This is a genomic window from Kitasatospora sp. NPDC059973 (genome assembly GCF_042737525.1).
GTDB lineage: Bacteria > Actinomycetota > Actinomycetes > Streptomycetales > Streptomycetaceae > Kitasatospora.
Window position 1 is genome coordinate 1 of the sequence record NZ_JBHWUI010000034.1, and the last position, 19,485, is coordinate 19,485.

17 protein-coding genes are annotated in these 19,485 nt (G+C 76.2%); 12 read left to right on the forward strand and 5 right to left on the reverse strand.

Features of this window, described 5'->3' with window-relative positions; translation table 11 throughout:
• Window positions 1–91 precede the first annotated feature (91 nt).
• Complete coding sequence (locus tag ACFWA9_RS12300; RefSeq protein ID WP_380386105.1) at window positions 92–1,477, forward strand: sulfite oxidase; 1,386 nt, start codon at window positions 92–94, stop codon at window positions 1,475–1,477.
• A 6-nt stretch (window positions 1,478–1,483) separates the two neighbouring features.
• Here the strand turns inward: ACFWA9_RS12300 and ACFWA9_RS12305 are convergent, their stop codons facing one another.
• Window positions 1,484–2,134, reverse strand: a complete 651-nt coding sequence (locus ACFWA9_RS12305; RefSeq protein ID WP_359804333.1) for a TetR/AcrR family transcriptional regulator — start codon at window positions 2,132–2,134, stop codon at window positions 1,484–1,486.
• Window positions 2,135–2,242: 108 nt separating this feature from the next.
• The gene (locus ACFWA9_RS12310) at window positions 2,243–3,154 is read right to left on the reverse strand and encodes an acyl-CoA thioesterase (protein WP_380386108.1); all 912 of its coding nucleotides are present in this window, start codon (window positions 3,152–3,154) and stop codon (window positions 2,243–2,245) included.
• Window positions 3,155–3,301: 147 nt separating this feature from the next.
• Here ACFWA9_RS12310 and ACFWA9_RS12315 point away from each other — a divergent pair, with 147 nt between their 5' ends.
• The 3 genes from ACFWA9_RS12315 (at window position 3,302) to ACFWA9_RS12325 (ending at window position 8,465) form a co-directional block, all read left to right on the forward strand.
• Entirely contained in the window at window positions 3,302–4,687 is a 1,386-nt protein-coding gene (locus ACFWA9_RS12315; protein ID WP_380386111.1) for an SWIM zinc finger family protein, read from the forward strand.
• The gene (locus tag ACFWA9_RS12320; RefSeq protein ID WP_380386114.1) at window positions 4,684–7,383 is read left to right on the forward strand and encodes a DUF6493 family protein; all 2,700 of its coding nucleotides are present in this window, start codon (window positions 4,684–4,686) and stop codon (window positions 7,381–7,383) included. The genes ACFWA9_RS12315 and ACFWA9_RS12320 overlap by 4 nt, the downstream gene beginning before the upstream one ends.
• A 134-nt stretch (window positions 7,384–7,517) precedes the next feature.
• Window positions 7,518–8,465, forward strand: a complete 948-nt coding sequence (locus ACFWA9_RS12325) for a DUF389 domain-containing protein (RefSeq protein ID WP_359809908.1) — start codon at window positions 7,518–7,520, stop codon at window positions 8,463–8,465.
• Between the two features lie 50 nt (window positions 8,466–8,515).
• Here the strand turns inward: ACFWA9_RS12325 and ACFWA9_RS12330 are convergent, their stop codons facing one another.
• The 3 genes from ACFWA9_RS12330 to ACFWA9_RS12340 all read right to left on the reverse strand — a co-directional run bounded on the left by ACFWA9_RS12330 (window position 8,516) and on the right by ACFWA9_RS12340 (window position 11,040).
• The gene (locus ACFWA9_RS12330; RefSeq protein ID WP_380386199.1) at window positions 8,516–9,709 is read right to left on the reverse strand and encodes an MBL fold metallo-hydrolase; all 1,194 of its coding nucleotides are present in this window, start codon (window positions 9,707–9,709) and stop codon (window positions 8,516–8,518) included.
• A 287-nt stretch (window positions 9,710–9,996) separates the two neighbouring features.
• Complete coding sequence (locus ACFWA9_RS12335) at window positions 9,997–10,449, reverse strand: MaoC family dehydratase (RefSeq protein ID WP_329490640.1); 453 nt, start codon at window positions 10,447–10,449, stop codon at window positions 9,997–9,999.
• 159 nt (window positions 10,450–10,608) lie between these two features.
• Complete coding sequence (locus ACFWA9_RS12340) at window positions 10,609–11,040, reverse strand: pyridoxamine 5'-phosphate oxidase family protein (RefSeq protein WP_380386117.1); 432 nt, start codon at window positions 11,038–11,040, stop codon at window positions 10,609–10,611.
• Window positions 11,041–11,298: 258 nt separating this feature from the next.
• Between ACFWA9_RS12340 and ACFWA9_RS12345 the strand changes: the two genes are divergently transcribed.
• The 8 genes from ACFWA9_RS12345 to ACFWA9_RS12380 all read left to right on the forward strand — a co-directional run bounded on the left by ACFWA9_RS12345 (window position 11,299) and on the right by ACFWA9_RS12380 (window position 19,430).
• Window positions 11,299–12,150, forward strand: a complete 852-nt coding sequence (locus tag ACFWA9_RS12345; RefSeq protein ID WP_329490642.1) for a hypothetical protein — start codon at window positions 11,299–11,301, stop codon at window positions 12,148–12,150.
• Between the two features lie 201 nt (window positions 12,151–12,351).
• Window positions 12,352–12,912, forward strand: a complete 561-nt coding sequence (locus ACFWA9_RS12350; RefSeq protein WP_352294164.1) for a hypothetical protein — start codon at window positions 12,352–12,354, stop codon at window positions 12,910–12,912.
• Between the two features lie 71 nt (window positions 12,913–12,983).
• Window positions 12,984–13,847, forward strand: coding sequence for a hypothetical protein (locus ACFWA9_RS12355; RefSeq protein WP_352294162.1), 864 nt, complete (start codon window positions 12,984–12,986; stop codon window positions 13,845–13,847).
• A 147-nt stretch (window positions 13,848–13,994) separates the two neighbouring features.
• Window positions 13,995–14,726 carry an SAF domain-containing protein gene (locus tag ACFWA9_RS12360; protein ID WP_380386122.1) on the forward strand — a complete coding sequence of 244 codons (732 nt, stop codon included), beginning with the start codon at window positions 13,995–13,997 and terminating at the stop codon, window positions 14,724–14,726.
• A gap of 1 nt (window position 14,727) precedes the next feature.
• Window positions 14,728–16,053 (forward strand): hypothetical protein, encoded by a 1,326-nt coding sequence (locus ACFWA9_RS12365; protein WP_380386125.1) that lies wholly within the window; start codon window positions 14,728–14,730, stop codon window positions 16,051–16,053.
• On the forward strand, window positions 16,043–17,569 hold the full coding sequence (locus ACFWA9_RS12370; protein WP_380386128.1) for a CpaF family protein: 1,527 nt from the start codon (window positions 16,043–16,045) through the stop codon (window positions 17,567–17,569). The genes ACFWA9_RS12365 and ACFWA9_RS12370 overlap by 11 nt, the downstream gene beginning before the upstream one ends.
• Window positions 17,566–18,555 (forward strand): type II secretion system F family protein, encoded by a 990-nt coding sequence (locus tag ACFWA9_RS12375; protein WP_380386130.1) that lies wholly within the window; start codon window positions 17,566–17,568, stop codon window positions 18,553–18,555. The genes ACFWA9_RS12370 and ACFWA9_RS12375 overlap by 4 nt, the downstream gene beginning before the upstream one ends.
• Entirely contained in the window at window positions 18,552–19,430 is an 879-nt protein-coding gene (locus ACFWA9_RS12380; protein WP_380386133.1) for a hypothetical protein, read from the forward strand. The genes ACFWA9_RS12375 and ACFWA9_RS12380 overlap by 4 nt, the downstream gene beginning before the upstream one ends.
• The last annotated feature ends 55 nt before the right edge of the window (window positions 19,431–19,485 follow it).

Sequence of the window (19,485 nt, forward strand, 5' to 3'; positions counted from 1 at the left end):
GAGCGGGCCCGCGCCGTCGGCGCCCCCGTCCCCGCCCGCCCGGCCGCGCGGCCCGCCCGACCGTCCGCCGCAACCGAACGGAAGTGTGCCCGTGCCCACCGCGAACCCCCTTCGGACCACCCCCGCGAGCCCGATCCCCGGCGAGGCCGCCTACGACCGGCTCCGCCGCCGGCAGTGGTCGGCCGGCGAGGCCCGCGCCGACGGCGTCGAGCGCCGGACCCTGCTGCGGATGCTCACCGCCGCCGGGGTGCTCGCCGCACCCGCCGCCGGCGGGCTGGTCGTCCCGGACCGCGCCCGGGCGCGGACCGCGACCGCCGCGCCGGGAGCGCTTGCCGAGCCGCCCACGGCCCTCGCGGGTACGGTGTCCCCCGTGCCCGGCATCGTGAAGCCGCTGCCCGCCGAGTGGTTCCTCCCGCGCGGGACCAACGCCGAGATGCGCTGGGACGCGCTGCGCGACGCGGCGGGCGCGATCGGCCGGCACGTCCCGGTGGAGCGGTTCTTCGTCCGCAACCACACCAGTACCCCGGTCATCGACGCCGACAGCTGGCGGCTGCGGCTCTTCGGCAGCGGCCTGCGCGGCGGCCCGGACGCCGGGCGGCCGGTCGAGTTCGGCCTGGCGGACCTGCGCGCCCTGCCCTCGACCAGGATCAGCGCCCTGATCGAGTGCGCCGGCAACGGCCGCAGCTTCTACGCCACCCAGCAGAACCAGCCCGTGCCCGGCACCCCCTGGACACTCGGCGGGGTCGGCTCCGCCCAGTGGCGCGGCGTGCGGCTGGCCGAGGTGCTGCACCGGGCCGGGCTGACCCGGGACGCGGTGGACGTGCTGCCCATCGGCCTCGACCCGGCGTACGTGAGCGGCGGCGTCGACTTCGGCCGGGTGCGCCGCCCGCTGCCGGTCGCGAAGGCGCTGGACGACGTGCTGCTCGCCTACGAGATGAACGGCGAACCGCTGACGCCCGACCACGGTGCGCCCCTGCGGCTGGTGGTGCCGGGCTGGATCGGGATCGCCTCGATCAAGTGGGTCGGCTCGATCGAGGTCGCCGACCAGCCGCTGTACTCGCCCTGGAACACCGACTTCTACCGGATGTTCGGTCCTGACTACCCGGCCGGCGGAAGTGCGCCGGTCACCACCCAGGTGGTGAAGAGCGCCTTTGAACTCGCCCGTGACGCGGTGCTGGCGGCGGGCCGCGAGCACCGCCTGTACGGACGCTCCTGGTCGGGCGCGGCGCCGGTCCGCCGGGTCGAGGTGAGCACCGACGGCGGCCGGCGCTGGCACCGCGCCGAGCTGCGGGACGAGCCGCGCGCCGACAACTGGACGCGCTGGAGCCTCGACTGGCGCCCGGACCGGACCGGCCCGTACGAGCTGCGGGCGCGCGCGACCGACCGCCGCGGCAACACCCAGCCCGCGACGTCCGTGTTCAACCGCGAGGGCTACCTGTTCGACGCGGTGGTGGTCCACCCGGTGACGGTCGCCTGACGCGGCTCAGCCGGTGGGGCTGGCCTCGTACGGCGCCTCGTACGGCGTCTCGTACGGGGTCAGCACCAGCCGCACCACGTCCTCCAGCCGCCGCCGGGCGTCGCCGAGCGTGGTGCGGCCGGTCACCCAGGCGGTGAGCTCGCCCTGCCAGGCGTGGCCGACGATGTGCCGCACCAGGTCGCTCGCGGCGGCCGGCACCTCGGCCATCACCGCCTGGAGCGCGGTGCTGTCGGCCCGGGCCATGCCCTGCAGCGCCTCGCTGGCGAAGGGGTCGGTGGAGGCGGCGACGGCCACCCGGAGCCGGGCCAGTTCGGGCTGGCGCTGGTAGGCGCGCATGCCTCCGCGCACGAAGCGCACCACCCGGTCGGTGGCCCCCAGCCCGGCCCGCGGTCCGCGCAGCTCCGCCACCAGGTCGGCCAGCAGCAGCCGGTGCCATTCGGCGATGGCCGCGGCCAGCAGGTGGTCCTTGGAGGAGAAGTAGCGGTACGCCGTCCCGAGGGCGACTCCGGACCGCTCGCAGACCTGTTTCATCTGCAGCCGCTCGACACCGATCTCGTTCACCAGGGCGAGCGCGGCCGCGATCAGGGACTCGCGGCGTTCGAGCTGACGTGGAGACATCGCCTCCACCGGTCGTGGTGACAGGTCAACCTTGGTCACCCGCACCATGATACGGCTCGGAACCGCTCAGGAGTATGACGCCGACCGGTCGCCCCGCGTTCGTCCGCCGTCCACCGGTGGCCGGCGGACGGCGGCGCGGAACCGGGGTCAGTGCGCCCGGGGTGCCCGGTCGCGGATCAGGGCCTCCTGGACGGCGGAGGCGACCAGCCGGCCGTCCCGGTCGTAGAACTCGCCGAGCGACAGCCCCCGGCCGTCCGAGGAGGAGGGGCTGCGCTGGGCGAACAGCAGCCACTCGTCGGCCCGGAACGGGCGGTGGAACCACATCGCGTGGTCCAGCGAGGCCATGATCAGCCGGGGCGGCTCGGTGCGCTGGAAGAAGTTCGGCTGGACGTGCAGCCCGGCCGTCGAGGCCAGCGTGAGGTCCGAGAGGTAGGTCAGCGCGCAGACGTGCAGCAGCCGGTCCCCGGCGGGGAGCGGGGAGGCGGTGCGCAGCCAGACGAACTGCTGCGGCATGCCCGGGACGGCCGGCGGCACGCCGGGCGCGTCCGGCGGGACGAACCGCAGGTCCAGCGAGCCGAAGCCGCCCGTGCGGGTCAGCGCGGCGCGGGCCTCGGCGTCCCAGCCCGCCAGCGCGTCCGGCAGCGCCTCCGGGCCGGGCAGCGCCGGCATCTCCCGGTGGCGGTCGGCGGCGGGCTCGGGCCGCTTGAAGGAGGCGGAGAGCGTGAAGATCGCTTCGCCGCCCTGGACGGCGGTCACCCGGCGGGTGGCGTAGGACATCCCCTGGCGGACCCGGTCGACCTCGTAGCGGATCGGCCGGGACGGGTCCCCGGGGAGCAGGAAGTAGCTGTGCAGCGAGTGCACGTCCCGGTCGTCGCCGATGGTGTGCCCGGCGGCGGTCAGCGCCTGCGCGGCGACCTGGCCGCCGAAGGCGCGCATCGGGGCGCCGGCGTGGCAGCGCCCCCGGAACGTGTTCTCGTCCAGCCGCTCGATCCGCAGCAGCTCGGCGAACGAGCCGGCGGTGTCGGCGGCCGGGCTCTCCTTCTCGGTCAGGTCGGTCACGGGGACATAGTGGCAGAAGCCGCCGTCCGGCGGTGTGACCGGGGTAACCCGGGGGAGCGGGGGAGCCGAATAGAACCTGTTCCAGTATCGGCCCCGGTCCGGGCGCTCTCCGACGGATTGTCAGTCGCCCCTCCTAGCGTGCTCCGCATGACGCAAGCCGCACACGCGTACGCCTATCTGCGCCCGTCCGCCGTTCTCGACGGGGCCGACGGCCCACGCCTCGCCCTGGAGACCTCCGGCGGCACCACGCCGCTCGGCGCGGTCGCCAACCCGCGCTTCTTCGCGGGCTTCCTGGCCGACCCGGCCCCGGCCGCCGCCGCGCTGCTCGCGGTCGCCGACGTGGCCGCCGCCCGCTACTACCAGCCGCTGCTGCGCGCCTCGCTCGACCCGGTGGTCACCGCCAACGGCGACCGGCTGCGCTTCGAGTCCTTCTCCGGCTGCTGCGGCGTCTACGCCCGGCTCGACGTGCTCCGGGCGGGGCTCGACGGCGACGACATCGGCCACGGCACCACCAACGTCGACGTCAACAACCCGCTGCGGGAGGCGCTCACCCGGATCGGTCCGGCCGAGCCGCTGCACCTCGCGGTGGGGCCCGACGCACTGGAGGTCACCACCTTCGACGGACCGGTCGTCGAGAAGAAGGTCCCGCTGCCCGAGCGCTGGGTGCGCGGCTTCGCCGAGACCCAGGTGACGGCCGCCGCCTTCGACCTGCGCGCCGAGCTGCCCGCCGCCGAGGCGGTCCGCTTCCTGCGCTCGCTGCCGCGCGGCGGCGGGCGGGCCCGGTCCGCCGCCGGCTGGGTCGTCCCGGCCGGCCGGACGCTGCGCCCGACCACCCGGCCCGTCCCCGGCGCGGTCTGCCTGCCCGGCCCGGAGCGGCTGGTGGCGCTCCAGCGGGTGCTGCGGCACGCGCTGGCCCTGCGGGTGTACGGCCCGGTCGCGGGCGACGCCCCGGCGGCCTCCGCCTGGGAGGTGGTGCTGCCCGGCATGCGCCTCACCCTCACCCTCTCGCCGGACGCCTCACGCGGCTTCTCCGGGGAGGGCGGCGTGCTCGGCGCGCTGGCCACCGGCGCCGCCGAGCAGGACGCCGAGCTGGTCGCGGTGCTGCTGGCCTGGGAGCCGCGGATCGACGTCGCCGAACTCGCCGAGCAGTCCGGGCTCACCCCGGCCCGGGTCCGGGCCGCCCTCACCAGGCTCGGCACCGCCGGGCAGATCGGCTACGACACCGCCGAGGCCGCCTACTTCCACCGCCAGCTGCCGTACGACGCCGGCCGGGCCGAGGCGCGGAACCCGCGGCTGCGGGCCGCGCACGCGCTGGTCGCGGCGGGCGCGGTACGGCTGGAGCCGGGCGGCGCGCTCGCCGAGGTCACCGTGGACGACCACCACCAGCGGGTGCGCACGGACGAGGCGGGCCGGGTGAGCTGCACCTGCCTCTGGTGGGCCAAGTACCGGGGCGGGCGCGGTCCGTGCAAGCACGCGCTGGCGGTCGCCGTGGTGCGGGAGCGGGTCGCGAGCGGGCGGGAGGCGGGCGCGTGAGCGGCGTCGAGGAGTTGCTGCGGGCGGTTCGCGACGGGCGGACCCCGCAGGTGCCGGCGCTGGTCGCGGCGCTCGGCCCGGCCGAGCGGCGGGCCTGTCTGCCGGCCCTCAAGGAGCTGCGCAAGGAGCTCCGCGGCGAGTGGTCGAACGCGGCGACCGCGCGGGCCGGGGCGGTGCTGGTGGCCGGCGCGGGCTGCCACGCCGGGCCGGCCGGCGCCGCCGCCTGGATCGGCGGGCGGGACTTCGCCGGCCGCTCCTGCGCCCGCCACCCGGCGCTCGGCACGGTCGTCGAGGCCCAGCCGGTCGAGTGGCAGATCGAGGTGGTCAACCGGCTGGCGGCCCGCCGCGGCTCGGGCTGGAGCTGGGACCTCTACCCGCTGATCGAGCGGACCGTCCGGCGGACCGGCTGCCCGGTGCCGGCCACCGAGGCCTTCACCGGCGAGTGGCTCGACCGGGTCGGGGCCGACGACGGCCGCCGGGACCGGAGCCGGACGCTGCTGGAGCACCTGCGCGAGGACGCCTTCACTCCGGTGCTGGCGCCCCGGGTGTTCGAACTCGCCGACATCGGCTGGCGGTTCGAGCACCGGCGCACCGAGCGGCCCGGGGACTCCTGGCCCGCCGCCCTCACCGCGCTGGCGGCCGAGGGCCGGGTGGACCGCGCCGAGCTGATCGACCGCTGCCTGGCCCGGCTGGTGCGCGGTGGCAAGCCGGGTGACCAGCGGGCCTTCCTGGGCGTCCTGGCGGCACTCGCGCCGAGCCCGGACGAGTACGCGAAGCAGGTCCGGAGTCTGGTCGCCATGCTGGACGCGCTCTCGGTGATCGCCGGCCACGCCCAGCAGGTGCTGTCCGAGCTGGACGCCGCCGGGCTGGTCGAGCCCGAGGTGCTGGCGGAGGCCTCGGCGGTGGTGCTGTTCCGGACCGAGAAGAAGCTGGTGCGCGCCCAGCTGGGCTGGCTGGACAAGGCCGCGAAGCGCTCGCCCGAACGCGCCGGCCCGGTGGTGCTGGCGGCCGCCGAGGCCTTCGGCCACCCCGACTCCGCCCTCCAGGAGCGGGCCCTCGCCGTGGTCGCCCGCCACCTGCGGGCGGCGGGCGAGGCGGTGCTGCCCGACCTGCGCCTCGCCGCCGAGGGGCTGAACCCGGCCCACCACGCCCGCGCGGGCGAGCTGTTGGGCGCGCCGGTCGGCGGCGACGACCCGGACACCGGCTGGAGCGAGCTGCTTCCGCCCGCTCCGGTGCCGAGGCCGCTGGGCGAGCCGATCGCGACGGCCGCCGAGGTCGCCGAGGAGCTGTCCGTGCTGCTGGCCGCCACGCAGCCCGAGGTCGCGGACTTCGAGCGCACCCTGGACGGTCTCGTCCGGCACGCGCACCTCGACCGCGCGGCGCTCGCCGAGGCGCTGGCGCCGGTGCTGCGGGTGCACCCGTGGACCGGGTTCGGCCGGTGGCACGACTGCGGGCCGGAGGACGTGCTGTACGTCGCGGCCGTGATCGCCGGTGCGGCCGACCCGCGCCTGCGCGGTGCCGTCTTCCGGGACAGGAACTCGGTGCCGCTGCGCGGCGGGCACAACACGGTGTACGGCAACGTGTTCGCCGTCCGGCTGACCGAGGCGGCCGAGCGGGTCATGGCCGACCGGCCGCCGCTGCTGCTCGCCACCCCGACCGACACCACCGGCGCGCTGTCGGCGCAGGCCCTGGTCGACCGGCTGGGCCGCTACCAGGAAGCCGGGGTCGAGCCGGGGGAGGCCGATCTGCACGCGGCGCTGCTGCGGCTCACCGTCACCGCGGACGAGGCCGTGCTGGCCGCCGCCGACCGGCTGACCTCGCCGGCCGGGCGCTGGACGGCCCGCTGGCTGCGCGAGGGGGGTCTGCCGGGCCAGCCCTCCGAACGGGTGCGGTTCGCGCCGCCCGCCCGGGACGCCGGCGCCCGGTCGTTCTTCTGGGAGCGCCGGCGGGAGCACCAGTGGGAGGGCGTCAAGCGGATCTGCGTCGCCCAGCCCGGCATCGGGACGGGCCCGCGGGGCCCGGCCGGCGAGCGGCTGGGCGCCGAGTTCCGGGCGCTGCTGGCGGCCACCGAGCCCAGCGTGGCGCGGGCGTCGGCCCAGGACGAGTGGCTCTGGCAGCCGACCGCGCACTGGGCCGCCGTCCTGCCGCACCACCGGGAGGAGCTGGCCGCCCGCTGGCTCGACGGGTTCGCCGACGGCGCCGACCGGGAGCAGCGCGGCGCCGCCGGGCTGCTGCCCGTCCTCGCCGAGGCCGGCGGACCGGCCGGTCTCGCGCTGCACCTGGCGCTGGCGTACGGGCTGGGCGCCCGCTTCCCCGAGGACCGCACGGCCGCGGTGGACGCCCTGCTCGTCCTCGCCGCCCGCGGGTGCCTCGACGGCGGGCTGCTCGGCCGTGAGCTGGGGGAGCTGGTCACCGAGGGCACGGTGAAGCCCAACCGGCTGGCCCAGGCGCTGACCGCGGCCGCCGACACCGGCGCGTACGGCACGGTCTGGTCGGTCCTGGCGCCCGCGCTGCCGGCCGTGCTGGCGGGCGCCGCGGGCCGGGGCACCGGTGAGCTGGTCGCGCTGGCCGCCGACTGCGCCCGGCGCAGCTCGGCCCGGGGCCCGATCCCCGAGGTGACGGAGGCGGCGGCCCGGCCCGGTACCGCCCGCCTGGTGAAGGAGGCCCGCGCCCTGCGCGACATCCTGGCGGGGTGACGCCCGGGGTGACCCGTGGAGCCCGGCCGCCCGCCCCTGCCGCCCGCCCCTGCCGCCCGGGCCGCAGGGGCCCGGGCGGCAGGCCCTAGGGTGAGCCGGTCCGTTCCTCGCCGAGACCACTGCCCGGAGCCCCCGTGCTGCACCTGCGCCTGATCGTCCCCCACGACCTGCGGAAGGCCGTCCTCGACAGCCTGGACGGCTTCGTCGGCGTGACCCATGTGGTGGTCCTGCCGGACGCCGCCGTCCGGCCCGCCGGGGACGTGGTGCTCTGTGACGTGGCGCGCGAGTCGGCGGACGAGGTGCTCGGGGCGCTGCGGGAGACCGGGCTCTCCGAGCGCGGGGCGATCAGCGCCGAGGAGGTCGCGCTGACCCTCTCGGCCGCCGCCGACGAGGCCGAGCGGCTCGCGCCGGGAGAGGGGGCGGACGCGCTGGTCTGGGAGGCGGTCTCCGAGATCACCCACGAGGAGTCCACCCTCACCGCCGTCTACCTGGCCTTCCTCACCGTCGCGACCATGCTGGCCGCGTGCGGGGCCGTGCTGGACAGCGCGATCCTGGTGGTCGGCGCGATGGCCGTCGGGCCGGAGTTCGGGCCGCTGGCCGGGTTCTGCGTCGCGCTGGTCCAGCGGCGGGCCCGGCCCGCCCTGCGGTCGCTGAACGCGCTGGTGGCCGGCTTCGCGGTCGCGATGGCGCTGACCGTCCTGTTCTCCCTGCTGATGGACGCCCTCGGGTTGTTCAGCCAGGCGGCTTTCGACGGAGCGCGGCCGAACACCTCGTTCATCTGGCAGCCGGACGCGACCTCCTTCGTGGTCGCCCTGCTCGCGGGTGTCGCCGGTCTGCTCTCGCTGACCTCGGCGAAGGCCGGGATGCTGGTCGGCGTGGCGATCTCGGTGACCACCGTACCGGCGGCCGCCAACGCGGCGGTCGCGCTCGGCTACGGCGACCTGAACCAGTTCTGGGGCTCCAGCTGGCAGCTGCTGGTGAACATGCTGGGCATCGTGGTGGCGGGGGTGCTGACGCTGCTGGTGCAGCAGGGTGCCTGGCGGGTGATCCGCCGCCGGGCGAAGCAGGAGGCGGCGAGCTGACGGCGGCAGCTGACGGCGCGGCGGGCTGACGCACGCCGGGCCGCCGCGGCTCAGACGGGTACGCCGTCGTCCTCCGCGGCGCCCTGGGGACGGACCGGGGGGTGGCCCGCCGCCCCGGCCAGGCCGTCCGGGACGAGCAGTTCGCGGTCGTCGCGGGGCAGCGCCGCGACCGCCCGCCACCAGAGCCGCGGGGCGGGCGGGTCCGCCGGCTCGAAGGGTTTGCCGGGGCGCGGCACCGCCAGCCGGGCACCGAGCGCCTGGGCGGCGGCGACCACCCGTTCGGCGGGCTCCTCCCAGGGGTGCGGCGCCAGGTTGAAGGTGCACCAGTGGATCGGCAGCAGCAGCTCGCCGCCGAGGTCGAGATGGGCCCGGACGCCCTCCTCGGGCGTCATGTGCACCTCGGGCCAGAAGTCGCTGTACGCGCCGACCTGCATCATCGTCGCGTCGAAGGGCCCGAACCGGCGGCCGATCTCGGCGAACCCGGGGAAGTAGCCGGTGTCGCCGCTGTGGAAGAGCCGGTGCCCGCCGCCGGACACCACCCAGGACGCCCAGAGGAACAGCGCGCTGGTGCGCGGGCCGCGGCTGCAGTAGTGCCGGGCCGGGGTGGCGGTCAGCGTCAGGCCCGCCACCTCGGCCGACTCCCACCAGTCCAGCTCGACGATCCGGTCGGCCGGCACGCCCCAGTGCTCCAGGTGCGCGCCGACCCCGAGCGGGACGGCGAAGACCGCGCCGGTGGCGGACAGCGCGCGGACGGCGGCCATCTCCAGGTGGTCGTAGTGGTCGTGGGAGACCACCACGACGTCCACCGGGCCGAGTTCGGCGAGCGGCAGCGGGACGGGGTGCAGCCGCTTGGGACCGGTCCAGCCGAACGGTGAGCAGCGCTCGCCCCAGACCGGGTCGAAGAGCACCCGGCGGCCGCCGATCTCGGCCAGCACGGTGGCGTGGCCGAGCCAGCTGAGCCGCAGTCCGGACGCGGGGGGCCGGGCCAGGTCGACCGGGAGCAGCCGGTGCAGCGGCACGGCGGCGGTCGGCACCCGGCGGGTCCTGTCGGCGGCGAGCTGGGCGCGGGTGATCTCCAGCGGGCTGCGCTCGTACACCAGTCGGCGGGTCGGCAGCGGGTTGCGGAACGCGCCGTCCGCGAACTGCGGGGAGCGGTGGATCCGGGCCAGCCGCTCGCCCCGGGGGTCGGCCCCGAAGGCGTCCGTCCGGACCCGCTGCCAGGCCGCGCGGGGGAGTCCGGCCAGGCCCGGGGCCGTCGTGGTCGCTGAGGGGACGGAGAACTGCGAGGCCAGAGCGGCGACGCGGGAGAACCACGGGACGGGGCGGGGCACGGCACCTCCAAGGGGGCTGCGGCTACCGGGCATGCCGGGGCGCGTACCCACGGCGGTGAGACCGAAGCGGTACGACGACCATCTCGTCGGAGGTTACTCGCAGTGGGCGGTCCGGACCCGGTGGACGGCCCCACGCGTGCCGTTCGGCGTACGCCGGGCCGAACGGCACGTGCGGGAGGGCCCGGCCCGGCCCCCTGGGCTCAGGCGTAGAAGCGGGTGATCGTCTCGGCGACGCAGTGCGGCTTCTCGCTCTCCGCGCTGGTGATGGTGAACCGGACGACCGCCTGGACGCCGCCGGGCACCTCGGTCGCGGAGACCAGCTCGGCGGTGGCCCGCAGCGCGGTGCCGACCGGCACCGGAGCCGGGAAGCGCACCTTCTCGGAGCCGTAGTTCAGCGCCATCCGGACGCCCTCCACGCTGTAGCACTCCTTGGCCAGCACCGGGATCATCGAGAGCGTGAGGTACCCGTGCGCGATGGTCGAGCCGAACCGGCTCTCCTTCGCCCGCTCCGGGTCGACGTGGATCCACTGGTGGTCGCCGGTGGCCTGGGCGAACAGGTCGATCCGCTCCTGCTCGACGGTGTGCCACCGGCTGGTGCCGAGTTCGGTGCCGACGGCGGCGGTCAGGTCGGCGAGGGAGGCGAAGGTCGTCACGGTGCGCTCCTGGTGGCAGGCGGAGGTGGGGGAACTCCGGGAGAGTATGCCTACTCGCCGGTCACCTGTCAGGGGGCCGTCCACGGCGGGCGCTCCGCCGTCCACGGCGGGCCGGTCACCGGTCCGGCGAGCTTCGGGGCCGGTCGGACGAGCACACCCCTACGACCGCTGCACCGTGCGGCCGGCGGGCAGCAGCCGGCGGCCGCCGACCAGCTCGGGCACCAGTGCGACGAACATCGGGTCGGGATCGCCGACCCAGGGGCGCAGCCCGCTGCGCAGCGCCCGGCGGACCAGCTCCGGGTCGCGCACCACGTCCGCCCGGCCGTGCACCAGGACGCTCCAGCCGGTCCGGGTGACCGCGTCCAGCCGGTCGGCCTGGAAGGCGACGACGGTGCCGTCCAGCCCGCGCGCGGTGGTGCTGCTCCGGCGCACCGCCAGCAGCAGCCGCCCGTCCGGCGTGACGTCGAAGGAGACCGGCAGCACGGCCGGCAGCGCGTGCTCGGTGTACACCACGCGTCCGACGGGCACGGTGCTGAGCAGCCGAAGGCACTCGGCCTCGCGCAGGGTCTCCACCCGGTCGTCACGGTCCATGGGTCCGATCGTGCCCCCGCCGGTGTGCGGCCGATAGGGCCCATGGTCCCGGAGCGGCCGGGCCGGGAGCCCCGTCGCCGCGGCCCGGGGCGGTAGCTTGTCCGGCGGCGGGTGGAACGTGCCGCCGGCACGGGCGGCAACCGGCGACCGGGCCGGGCGGGCCCGGCGGCGCACGCAGGACAGGGCAGGACAGGGGCCGCGGCGGTACACGGGCGCGGCGGGCGGTCCCGGGTTGCCGGGGCCGGCGAGGAGGGGGCGGTGCGGGTGGTCAGTGGGGTCGACCTTGTGGTGATCGGGGCGGACGGCGGGCCGGACCGCGGCTTCGGCGGTTCGGCGCTCGCGGCGGACGGCGCCCGGCTGCTCGCCGACGTGCTGCCCGGGATGTGCTTCGACGCCGGATCGGCGGGCTGCCGGGTGGCCGTGGTGGAGCCGGGCGCGGACGCCAACACCATGCTCACGACGGTGCGGGAGGCGGCCGCGCGGCCGGGCCGGTGGCTGCTGGTCTGCCTGGTCGGCCAGTTGGTGGCGGATCCGCGCGGCCGGCGGCTGGCCCTGGTCACCGGCGGCAGCACCGCCGACAACGCGTACCGGCGCGGGCTCGCCTGGGACTGGGTGGTCAGCGCGATGGTCCACGGCGACCAGGAGGAGGCGCTGCTGCTGGTCGACGCCGTCGTGGACCGGGACACCTGGTCGGCCCTCGAACGCGGTGGCGGCGAGGACGGCGTCGGCGAGCTGCTCAGCTACTCGCGGGTCCCGCTCTGGGGCCGGATCGGCCGCTACACCCCCGGCAGACGCGGGCGGGACGCCGTACTGCCGGGCGGCGAGGGGTCGTTCAGCCGGGCCCTGACCGGGGTGCTCCGGCAGGGGCTCCCCGGAGCACCGGCCGCCGTCGCCCCGCTCGACCTCCAGCCGGCCGTCGCCGGTCTGCTCGACGGCGGTGATCCGGCCGGTGCGCCGGGCGCGCGCCTGCTCGTACCGCCGCCGGGCGGGCGCCTCCTGATGCGCAATCGGGCCGCGGTGCGGGGCGCATTGGCCGGATTGTCGCTTTCCGAAGAACTGTTGGCCGTCCTGTGGCGTGAAAGTGCCCCGACGGATCCACCTTCCACGTAAGGTCAGGTGGCCCGGGGTGTTGCCGTGAAGGGGTGGCTTGGCGAAGAATCGATGCTCTCGCGGCAACACCGGCGGGACAGCGGAATTCTTCTGGCGACCACAGACCACGGACGGGGTCGGTCGCGACGAGGTGGGGCGATGCGGCGGCGCGGAAATGTATTGCGCCCTGGGGCGGTTGGGGTCGCTGGGCTGGTTTTGGCGATGCTTCTGACCGCCTGTGGGAGCGGTGGTGGCGCCGGTTCCGTCGATCATCTCGGGACGGCTGCGCCCAGTGTTGCGGGAGTGAACCCGGTAACTCCTTCGGGTGGTTCGGCAAACGTCGGGATCGCGCCGACCGAAGGGCCCGAAGGCGCGGCGGGACGCCTGGCGCTGAGCACCTATCAGGACTGGTGGCAGACCCAGGCGGCGGACTTCGCCCGGGCCGATTCGGACGGCTCCCAGTTGGAGACGTACTCGTCCGGGAAGGCACTGGCCGACGCCCTCGTCAATCTCCGTCAGCTCCATGACGCCAAACTGGTGATGATCGGCGCCCCGCGGAATTCACCCGTGGTGAAGAGCGTCGATCTGAAGGCGGACCCGCAGGCCGCCGTCATCGAGGACTGCCTCGATGTGACCGACTGGCACCAGGCCGATGCGACCACCCGCGCGGTAAAGGATCCACCGCGGCGGCTCACCCGGTACATCGCGACCGTTTCCCTGCGACAGTTCCAGACGCGCTGGCTGATCTACGAGTTCAAGCGGGAGGTGGACCGAACATGCTGAAACCGGTACGGCGATTCGTGATCCGCACGCTGTTGGTCGCGGGATTGCTGTTATCCCCGGCCGCGCCTGCGATGGCGGACGAACCACCGATCGGCGGGGACGTCACGCACTGCGCCGTCAACGTCATCTGCGAGGGCGGCACCATCCCCGGCGGCACGCCCTCCCCGGGCGGCGGCGGGACCGGCGGCGGGAGCACCGGCGGCCCGCAGATCTGCCGCTGGAACGGCCAGGACTGGCCCTGCCACGACCCGGAGCTGGGCTGGTTCAGCGGCTCGACCGGCTGCTACTACCGCGAGGTCTCCCCGCAGCCGCCGGCCGGCTCCGAGGCCTGGGAGGGGCACCAGCCCTCCGAGGGCACGGTCTACGCGGTGACCTGCCGCTTCACCGACGGCGGCATCGGCGCGCCCGCGCCCAGGTTCTTCGCCCAGGCGCCCGCCGGGCCGCCGCCGCTCAATCCGGTGGCGGAGGCGCGCAGGATCATGGACACCATCGTCCTGCCGTTCCCCGAGCCGGGCGTGGCGCCCAAGGACACGGCCGTGGTCGGGGTGCCGGTCTGGCTCTGGCTGGAGAACGCCAAGGCGCCGGCGGCCAAGTCGGTGAGCGGCGGCGGGATCACGGTCACCGTCACCCCGCGGCTGGACTCGGTGGTCTGGGACCTCGGGGACGGCCGGAAGGAGACCTGTGACAAGCCGGGCGCCGCGGCCGGCACGCCCTACGAGGCCAGGTACGGCGCCGCCAAGTCGCCCACCTGCGGCCACGAGTTCACCACCGGCTCGGGCGGCAAGCCGCGCGGCACCTTCGTCGGGAGCATCCAGGCCAACTGGGTCGGCGTGGTGACCGTCACCGGCAGCACCCAGAAGGTCGATCCGATCAAGGTCCCGCTCACCTTCGCTCCGCTGGAGCTGCGGGTGGGCGAGGTGCAGGTCCTCAACTGACGCGGGTGCGGCGGGGGCGACCCCCGCCGCACCGGGCGCGTACGCAGCAATGTCCGAACGACGTGGGAAGGCCGGAACCCGGTGGAGAACCGTACATTTGCGACGCCCGGGGCCAGTACGGCCGGGGCCGCGGCGGTGTCCGTGGCGGTGCCGGAGCAGGGGCGCGGGGCGCCGCACGCCCCCGGGCGGAACCTGCGGGCACGACGCCGGCGGCCGGCCGTGCTGGCGATGGCGGTGGCGCTGATAGCCGCCGGCGGGCTGGGCGGCGCGGTGCTCTACAACAGCACCGGCCAGCGGGTCGCCGTCCTGGCACTGGCCCGTGACGTGCCGTTCGGACAGGTGGTGACCGACGCGGACCTGGTGGTCGCGCGGATCGCGACCGATCCGGCGCTGAAACCGCTGGCAGCCGCGGAACGCGGCAAGGCGGTCGGGATGCGGGCCAGCACCGACCTCAGGCGCGGCGCGCTGCTGCTGACGGCGGACCTCGCGCAGGCCCTGACCGTCCAGCCGGGCCAGCTGCTGGTCGGCGTGTCGGCCAAGCGCACCCAGCTGCCGGCGGCCCGGCTGACCCCAGGCGTGTCGGTCGTCGTCGTCTACACGCCCGACAGCGGCCGGCCGGACTCGCTGTCCGCGCTCGTCGTCACGGTCGGCCGGGTGGACACCGACGGCAGCCAGGTGGTGGACGTGGCGGTGGCGGCGGCCGACGCGCCCCGGCTGGCCTCCTGGGTCGCCAGCGGGCGGATCCAGGTGGTGCTGGCGCCGCGCGGCGCGGCCGCGCCGGCCGGGGCGCCCTCGGGGGCACCTTCGGGCACGGGCGCGCCGACGGCCTCCGCCGCGCCGTCCGGCTCCGCGACGCCCTCCGGGGCGGGTGGGGGCTGAGATGGCGGTGATCGCGGTGGTGGGCGGCCCGGGAGCTCCGGGCGCGACCACGACGGCCCTGGCGCTGCTGCTGGCCTGGCCGCTTCCGCCGGGGCGCCGGATCGTCCTGGTGGAGTGCGACCCGGACGGCGGAGCCGTGCTGGCCGGCGCCCTGGAGGGCCGGGTCGAGGCGGTCTACGGGCTGCGCAACCTGGCGGTCGCGGACCGGCGCGGCCTGCTCGCCCAGACGCTCTGGGAGCAGCTGATCGACCTCTCGCCCGAGGGTAACGCCGAACGGCTGCTGCTTCCCGGCCTGACCGATCCGACCCAGGCACCCGGGCTCGCCTACACCTGGGAGCCGCTGATGGAGGTGCTGCACGGGCTGGAACCGCAGGGCTACGACGTCATCCTGGACCTCGGGCGCTCCGGCGCCGCCGGGACCAGCGCCGTGCTGGCCCGCCGGGCGGACGTGGTCGCGGTGACCGTGCGGACCACCCTGCGCGGGCTGAGCGCGGCCCGGCCGCGGCTGTCCGCGCTCGCCGAGGACCTCACGGCGGCCGGCACCGGGGCCGACGCGCTCGGGCTGCTGCTGGTCACCGAGGGCCCCTACTCCGGCGCGGAGGTCTCGCGCGAGTACGGCCTTCCGGTGCTCGGACTGCTGCCGTACGCGGCCCGCACCGCGCGGGTGCTCTCGGACGGCGGGGACATCACCGACCGGCGGTTCATCCGCTCGGAGCTGATGCGGACCGCCCGGTCGGCGGCCGACGAAGTGCAGCGACTGGTGCGCCGCCGCAGGCAGCGGCTGGCGCCCTCGGTGGCGCCCGCCCAGGTCGGTCCGGCGCCCGTGCCGGACGGGGAGGGCGCGGCCGCCGGGTACCCGTCGGCGCCCCAGCCGTACGGGCCGGTGCCGCCGGCTCCGGTCATCACCACCGGTCCGGTGGCCCCGCTCGCCGGGCTGGCGCCGCAGCCGGCCGCGCCCGCGCCGTTCCCGGCGCACGTCCAGCCGCCGCAGCAGGGGCCGTCGCCGCGGTCCGACGCCCCGGGGGCCCACGGCGGGGCGGAGCAGTACGGCCAGCAGCAGTACGGCCAGCAGCAGTACGGGCAGCAGCAGTACGGCGGGGCGGAGCAGTACGGCGGGGCGGAGCAGTACGGGCAGCAGCCGTACGGGCAGGCCTCGTACGGGCCCCAGCCGCAGCCGCAGCCACAGCCACAGCCACAGCCGCAGCCGCAGCCGCAGTCGCAGCCTCAACCACCGCAGCCCCAGCCGCCGTTGGCCCAGGGGCCGCGGCACCCGTCCGCCGGTCCGGAGTCCCACGTCAGCTACGGGGAGGTGCTCCGTGCGCGGTAGCCCCCTGCACCAGCGTCCGGCGGCCGACCCGGCCGCCGCGCCGTACCCGGACGGGTACCAGGCCGGTGCGACCCCGACCGCCGTGCCCGCCCCGCTGCCCGCGCTGGACCTGCGCGGCGCCGGCACCCGGCCGGCCGTCGACCCGCAGGTGGCGCGCGAGCTGAAGCGCCAGGTGGCGGCCGAACTGCACCAGCAGATCGCCCGGTTGACCGCCACCTCCGGCGTCGAGCCGGACCGCGCCACCCGCCGCCAGCGCGGGCGGGCGCTGATCGAGGAGGCGGTCGCCCGCTGGTCCGACGCCTACGCGCAGACCCACGGCATCCCGCCGACCCGCGAGCAGGACCGCTCGCTCGCCGAGGCCGTCTTCGACCTGCTGTTCCGGGCCGGGCGGCTCCAGCCCTACCTGGACGACCCGGACATCGAGAACATCCTGATCAACGGCTGCGACGACGTCTGGGTCTCCCGGGTCCACCAACCCCTGCGCCAGGTACCGCCGGTGGCCGACAGCGACGCCGAGCTGATCGAACTGCTCCAGGACCTCGCCCGCCAGCACGGCGGCGGCGAGCGCAGCCTCTCCACCTCCAGCCCGACCCTCGCGCTCCGGCTGGAGGGCGGGATGCGCCTCCAGGCGCTCACCGAGGTGACCCCGCGCCCGTACGTGGCGATCCGCCGCCACCGGGTGGCCTCGGCGACGCTGTCCGAGATGGTCCAACTCGGCACCCTGGACACCACCCTGGCCGCCTTCCTGGCCGCGGCGATCCGGGCCCGGAAGAACGTGATGATCACCGGCACCCAGGGCGTCGGCAAGACCAGCCTGCTGCGCGCGATGGCCGCCGAGATCCCGCCGGACGAGCGGATCGGCACCCTGGAGTCGGAGTTCGAGCTCTGGCTGCACACCCTCGGCCACCTGCGCCAGGTCGTCCCGATGGAGGCCAGGGAGGGCAACGGTGAGCGCGTCGAGGGCCGGCTGGCGGGCGAGTTGAGCATCGGCGACCTCATCCCCGCCGCGCTGCGGATGACGCTCTCCCGGATCATCGTCGGCGAGGTCCGCTCCGGCGAGGTCGTCCCGATGCTGCGCGTCATGACCAACGGCGAGGGCGGCTCGATGTGCACCCTGCACGCCCGCGGCCCGCACATGGTGGTCGACCGCATCGCCGAACTCTGCCTGGAGTACGGCTCGCACATGACCGACACGCTCGCCTACCGGCTCACCGCCAACGCGGTGGACCTCATCGTGCACGTCGCGATGGTCGACGAGACGGCCGTCGGCGGCCGCCGCCACCGCTTCGTCTCGCACGTCCTGGAGGTGGCCGGCCTCGGCGAGAGCGGCCGGCCCGCGCTGAACACCGTGTTCGGCCCGCGCCCCGAGCTCGGTGAGCCCCGCGCCGTCCCGCACACCCCGCCGAACTGCCTGGACGACCTGCGCCGGGCCGGTTTCGACGCCGCGCTGCTCGGCTCCCGTTACGGGAGCTGGGGCCAGCCGCTGCAACTGCGGATCGGCGGTGGGGCGCGATGACCCTGCTCTTCGTCCTCTGCGGCCTGCTGGTCACGGCCGGCCTGGTGACCCTGGTGTTCTGGGCGCTCGGCAGCGAGGAGACCGGCGACCCGGACGAGGACGGCCGGAGCCCGCTGGCCTCCCGGGGCCACGTCCTCTGGTACGGCGCGCCCGGCACCGCCTCCGCCCGGACGGCGCGGCTGCGCCGGATCCAGCTGCCGGTCGCGCTCGTCGCCGCGCCGCTGGGCTGGCTCTTCACCGGCATCCCGCTCACCGCGCTGCTGGTGCCGCTGGCCGTGTTCGGCCTGCCCTGGCTCTTCGACACCACCCGCTCGGACACCCACCGCATCGAACGGCTGGAGGCGCTCTCCGAGTGGACCCAGCGCATCGCCGACGTGCTGCTGCTCGGCGTCGGCCTCAACCAGGCCATCGTCACCAGCCGCCGCACCGCGCCCGCCGCCCTGGAGCAGGAGGTCGGCGAGCTGGCCGCCCGGCTGCAGGCCCGCTGGCGGCCGGAGGAGGCGCTGCGCGCCTTCGCCGACAGCATCGCCGACGCCACCGCCGACAAGGTGCTCGCCGCCCTGCTGCTGCGCGCCGGGGACAGCGGCCCCGGCCTGGCCCGGGCGCTCTCGGACATGGCCGAGTCGGTCCGCGAGGAGGTCCGTCAGCGCCGCACGATCGAGGCCGACCGGGCCAAGCACCGCACCACCATCCGCTGGCTGGTCGGGATCATCGTGCTGGTCGTCGTGATCGGCTCGTTCAACACCGACTACACCCGGCCCTACAGCACCGCGCTGGGCCAGATCGTGCTCGCGGTGGTCGCCGCGCTCTTCGTGGCGATCATCGCCTGGATGCGCGCGCTCGCCGCGCACCCGCCGGTGCCGCGTCTGCTGGAGCCCGAACGGCGCGGCCGCGGCGGGGGCCGGCGGCGCGCCGCCGAGGCGCCGGCCGAGGGCGAGCCGCAGGAGACCGGCGACGACCGGCGACTCCTCGGGGAGGTCCGATGATCTCCCCCTGGTCCGTGCTGGCCGGCGCGGTCGCGGCCGGCGGCGTCGCCCTGCTGATCTCCGAACTCCGGCCCGCGCCGCCCGACCTGAGCCAGGCCCTGGACCGGCTGCACCGCACGCCCGTCGACCGGGCGCCGGACCCGGACGAGCGGCCGCGCTGGTTCGACCGGATCGGCGAGCGCTCGATCGGGCTGCGCGGGGTGCGCGTCCCGCAGCGCGAGCTGTCGCTGATCGGCCGGGCCCCGGCCCGGTTCATGGCGCACAAGCTGCTGTTCGCCGTGATCGGCCTCGTGCTGCCGGCCTACCTGTCGGCGATGGCGGTGCTGCTGGACATGGGCCTGCCGTTCGCGCTGCCGCTGCTGGTCGGGCCGTTGCTCGGCGGGCTGCTCTGGTTCGTCCCGGACGCCATCGTGCGCGGCGAGGCCAAGGAGGCGCGGACGGAGTACCTGCACGGCATCGCCGCCTACCTGGAGCTGGTCGCGCTGGAGCGGGCCGCCGACCTCGGGCCCGCCGAGGCGCTGCGCCGGGCCGCCGCGGTCGGCCGCGGCCCCGTCTTCCGCCGGATCCGGGACGCCCTGGACCGCGCCGCGACCGACCGGCTGCCGCCCTGGGCGGGGCTGGACGCGCTCGCCGCCGAACTCGGGCTGACGCCGTTGCAGGACGTCGCCGACATCATGCGGCTCTCCGGTACCGACGGCGCCGCCGTGTACGACACCCTGCGTGCCCGGGCCAAGGGCCTGCGGGGCGAGTTGCTCGCCGAGGACCTCGCGCGGGCCAACGCCGACAGCGAACGGATGGTCGCGCCCGGGGCGGCGCTGACCCTGCTGATGACCGCCCTGATCGTCTTCCCCGCGCTCCACCAGATGCTCGCCTGACACCGTCCTGGTGCCGGTGAGCGCCTGTCACCACACCCAACCCCGGGAGTCCTCC

Coding starts and splice junctions, on each gene's coding strand:
- ACFWA9_RS12315 (WP_380386111.1), top strand. CDS start 3,302: ATGACGCAAGCCGCACACGCGTACGCCTATCTGCGCCCGTCCGCCGTT.
- ACFWA9_RS12340 (WP_380386117.1), bottom strand. CDS start 11,040: ATGGACCGTGACGACCGGGTGGAGACCCTGCGCGAGGCCGAGTGCCTT.
- ACFWA9_RS12350 (WP_352294164.1), top strand. CDS start 12,352: ATGCTTCTGACCGCCTGTGGGAGCGGTGGTGGCGCCGGTTCCGTCGAT.
- ACFWA9_RS12355 (WP_352294162.1), top strand. CDS start 12,984: ATGGCGGACGAACCACCGATCGGCGGGGACGTCACGCACTGCGCCGTC.
- ACFWA9_RS12365 (WP_380386125.1), top strand. CDS start 14,728: ATGGCGGTGATCGCGGTGGTGGGCGGCCCGGGAGCTCCGGGCGCGACC.
- ACFWA9_RS12375 (WP_380386130.1), top strand. CDS start 17,566: ATGACCCTGCTCTTCGTCCTCTGCGGCCTGCTGGTCACGGCCGGCCTG.
- ACFWA9_RS12380 (WP_380386133.1), top strand. CDS start 18,552: ATGATCTCCCCCTGGTCCGTGCTGGCCGGCGCGGTCGCGGCCGGCGGC.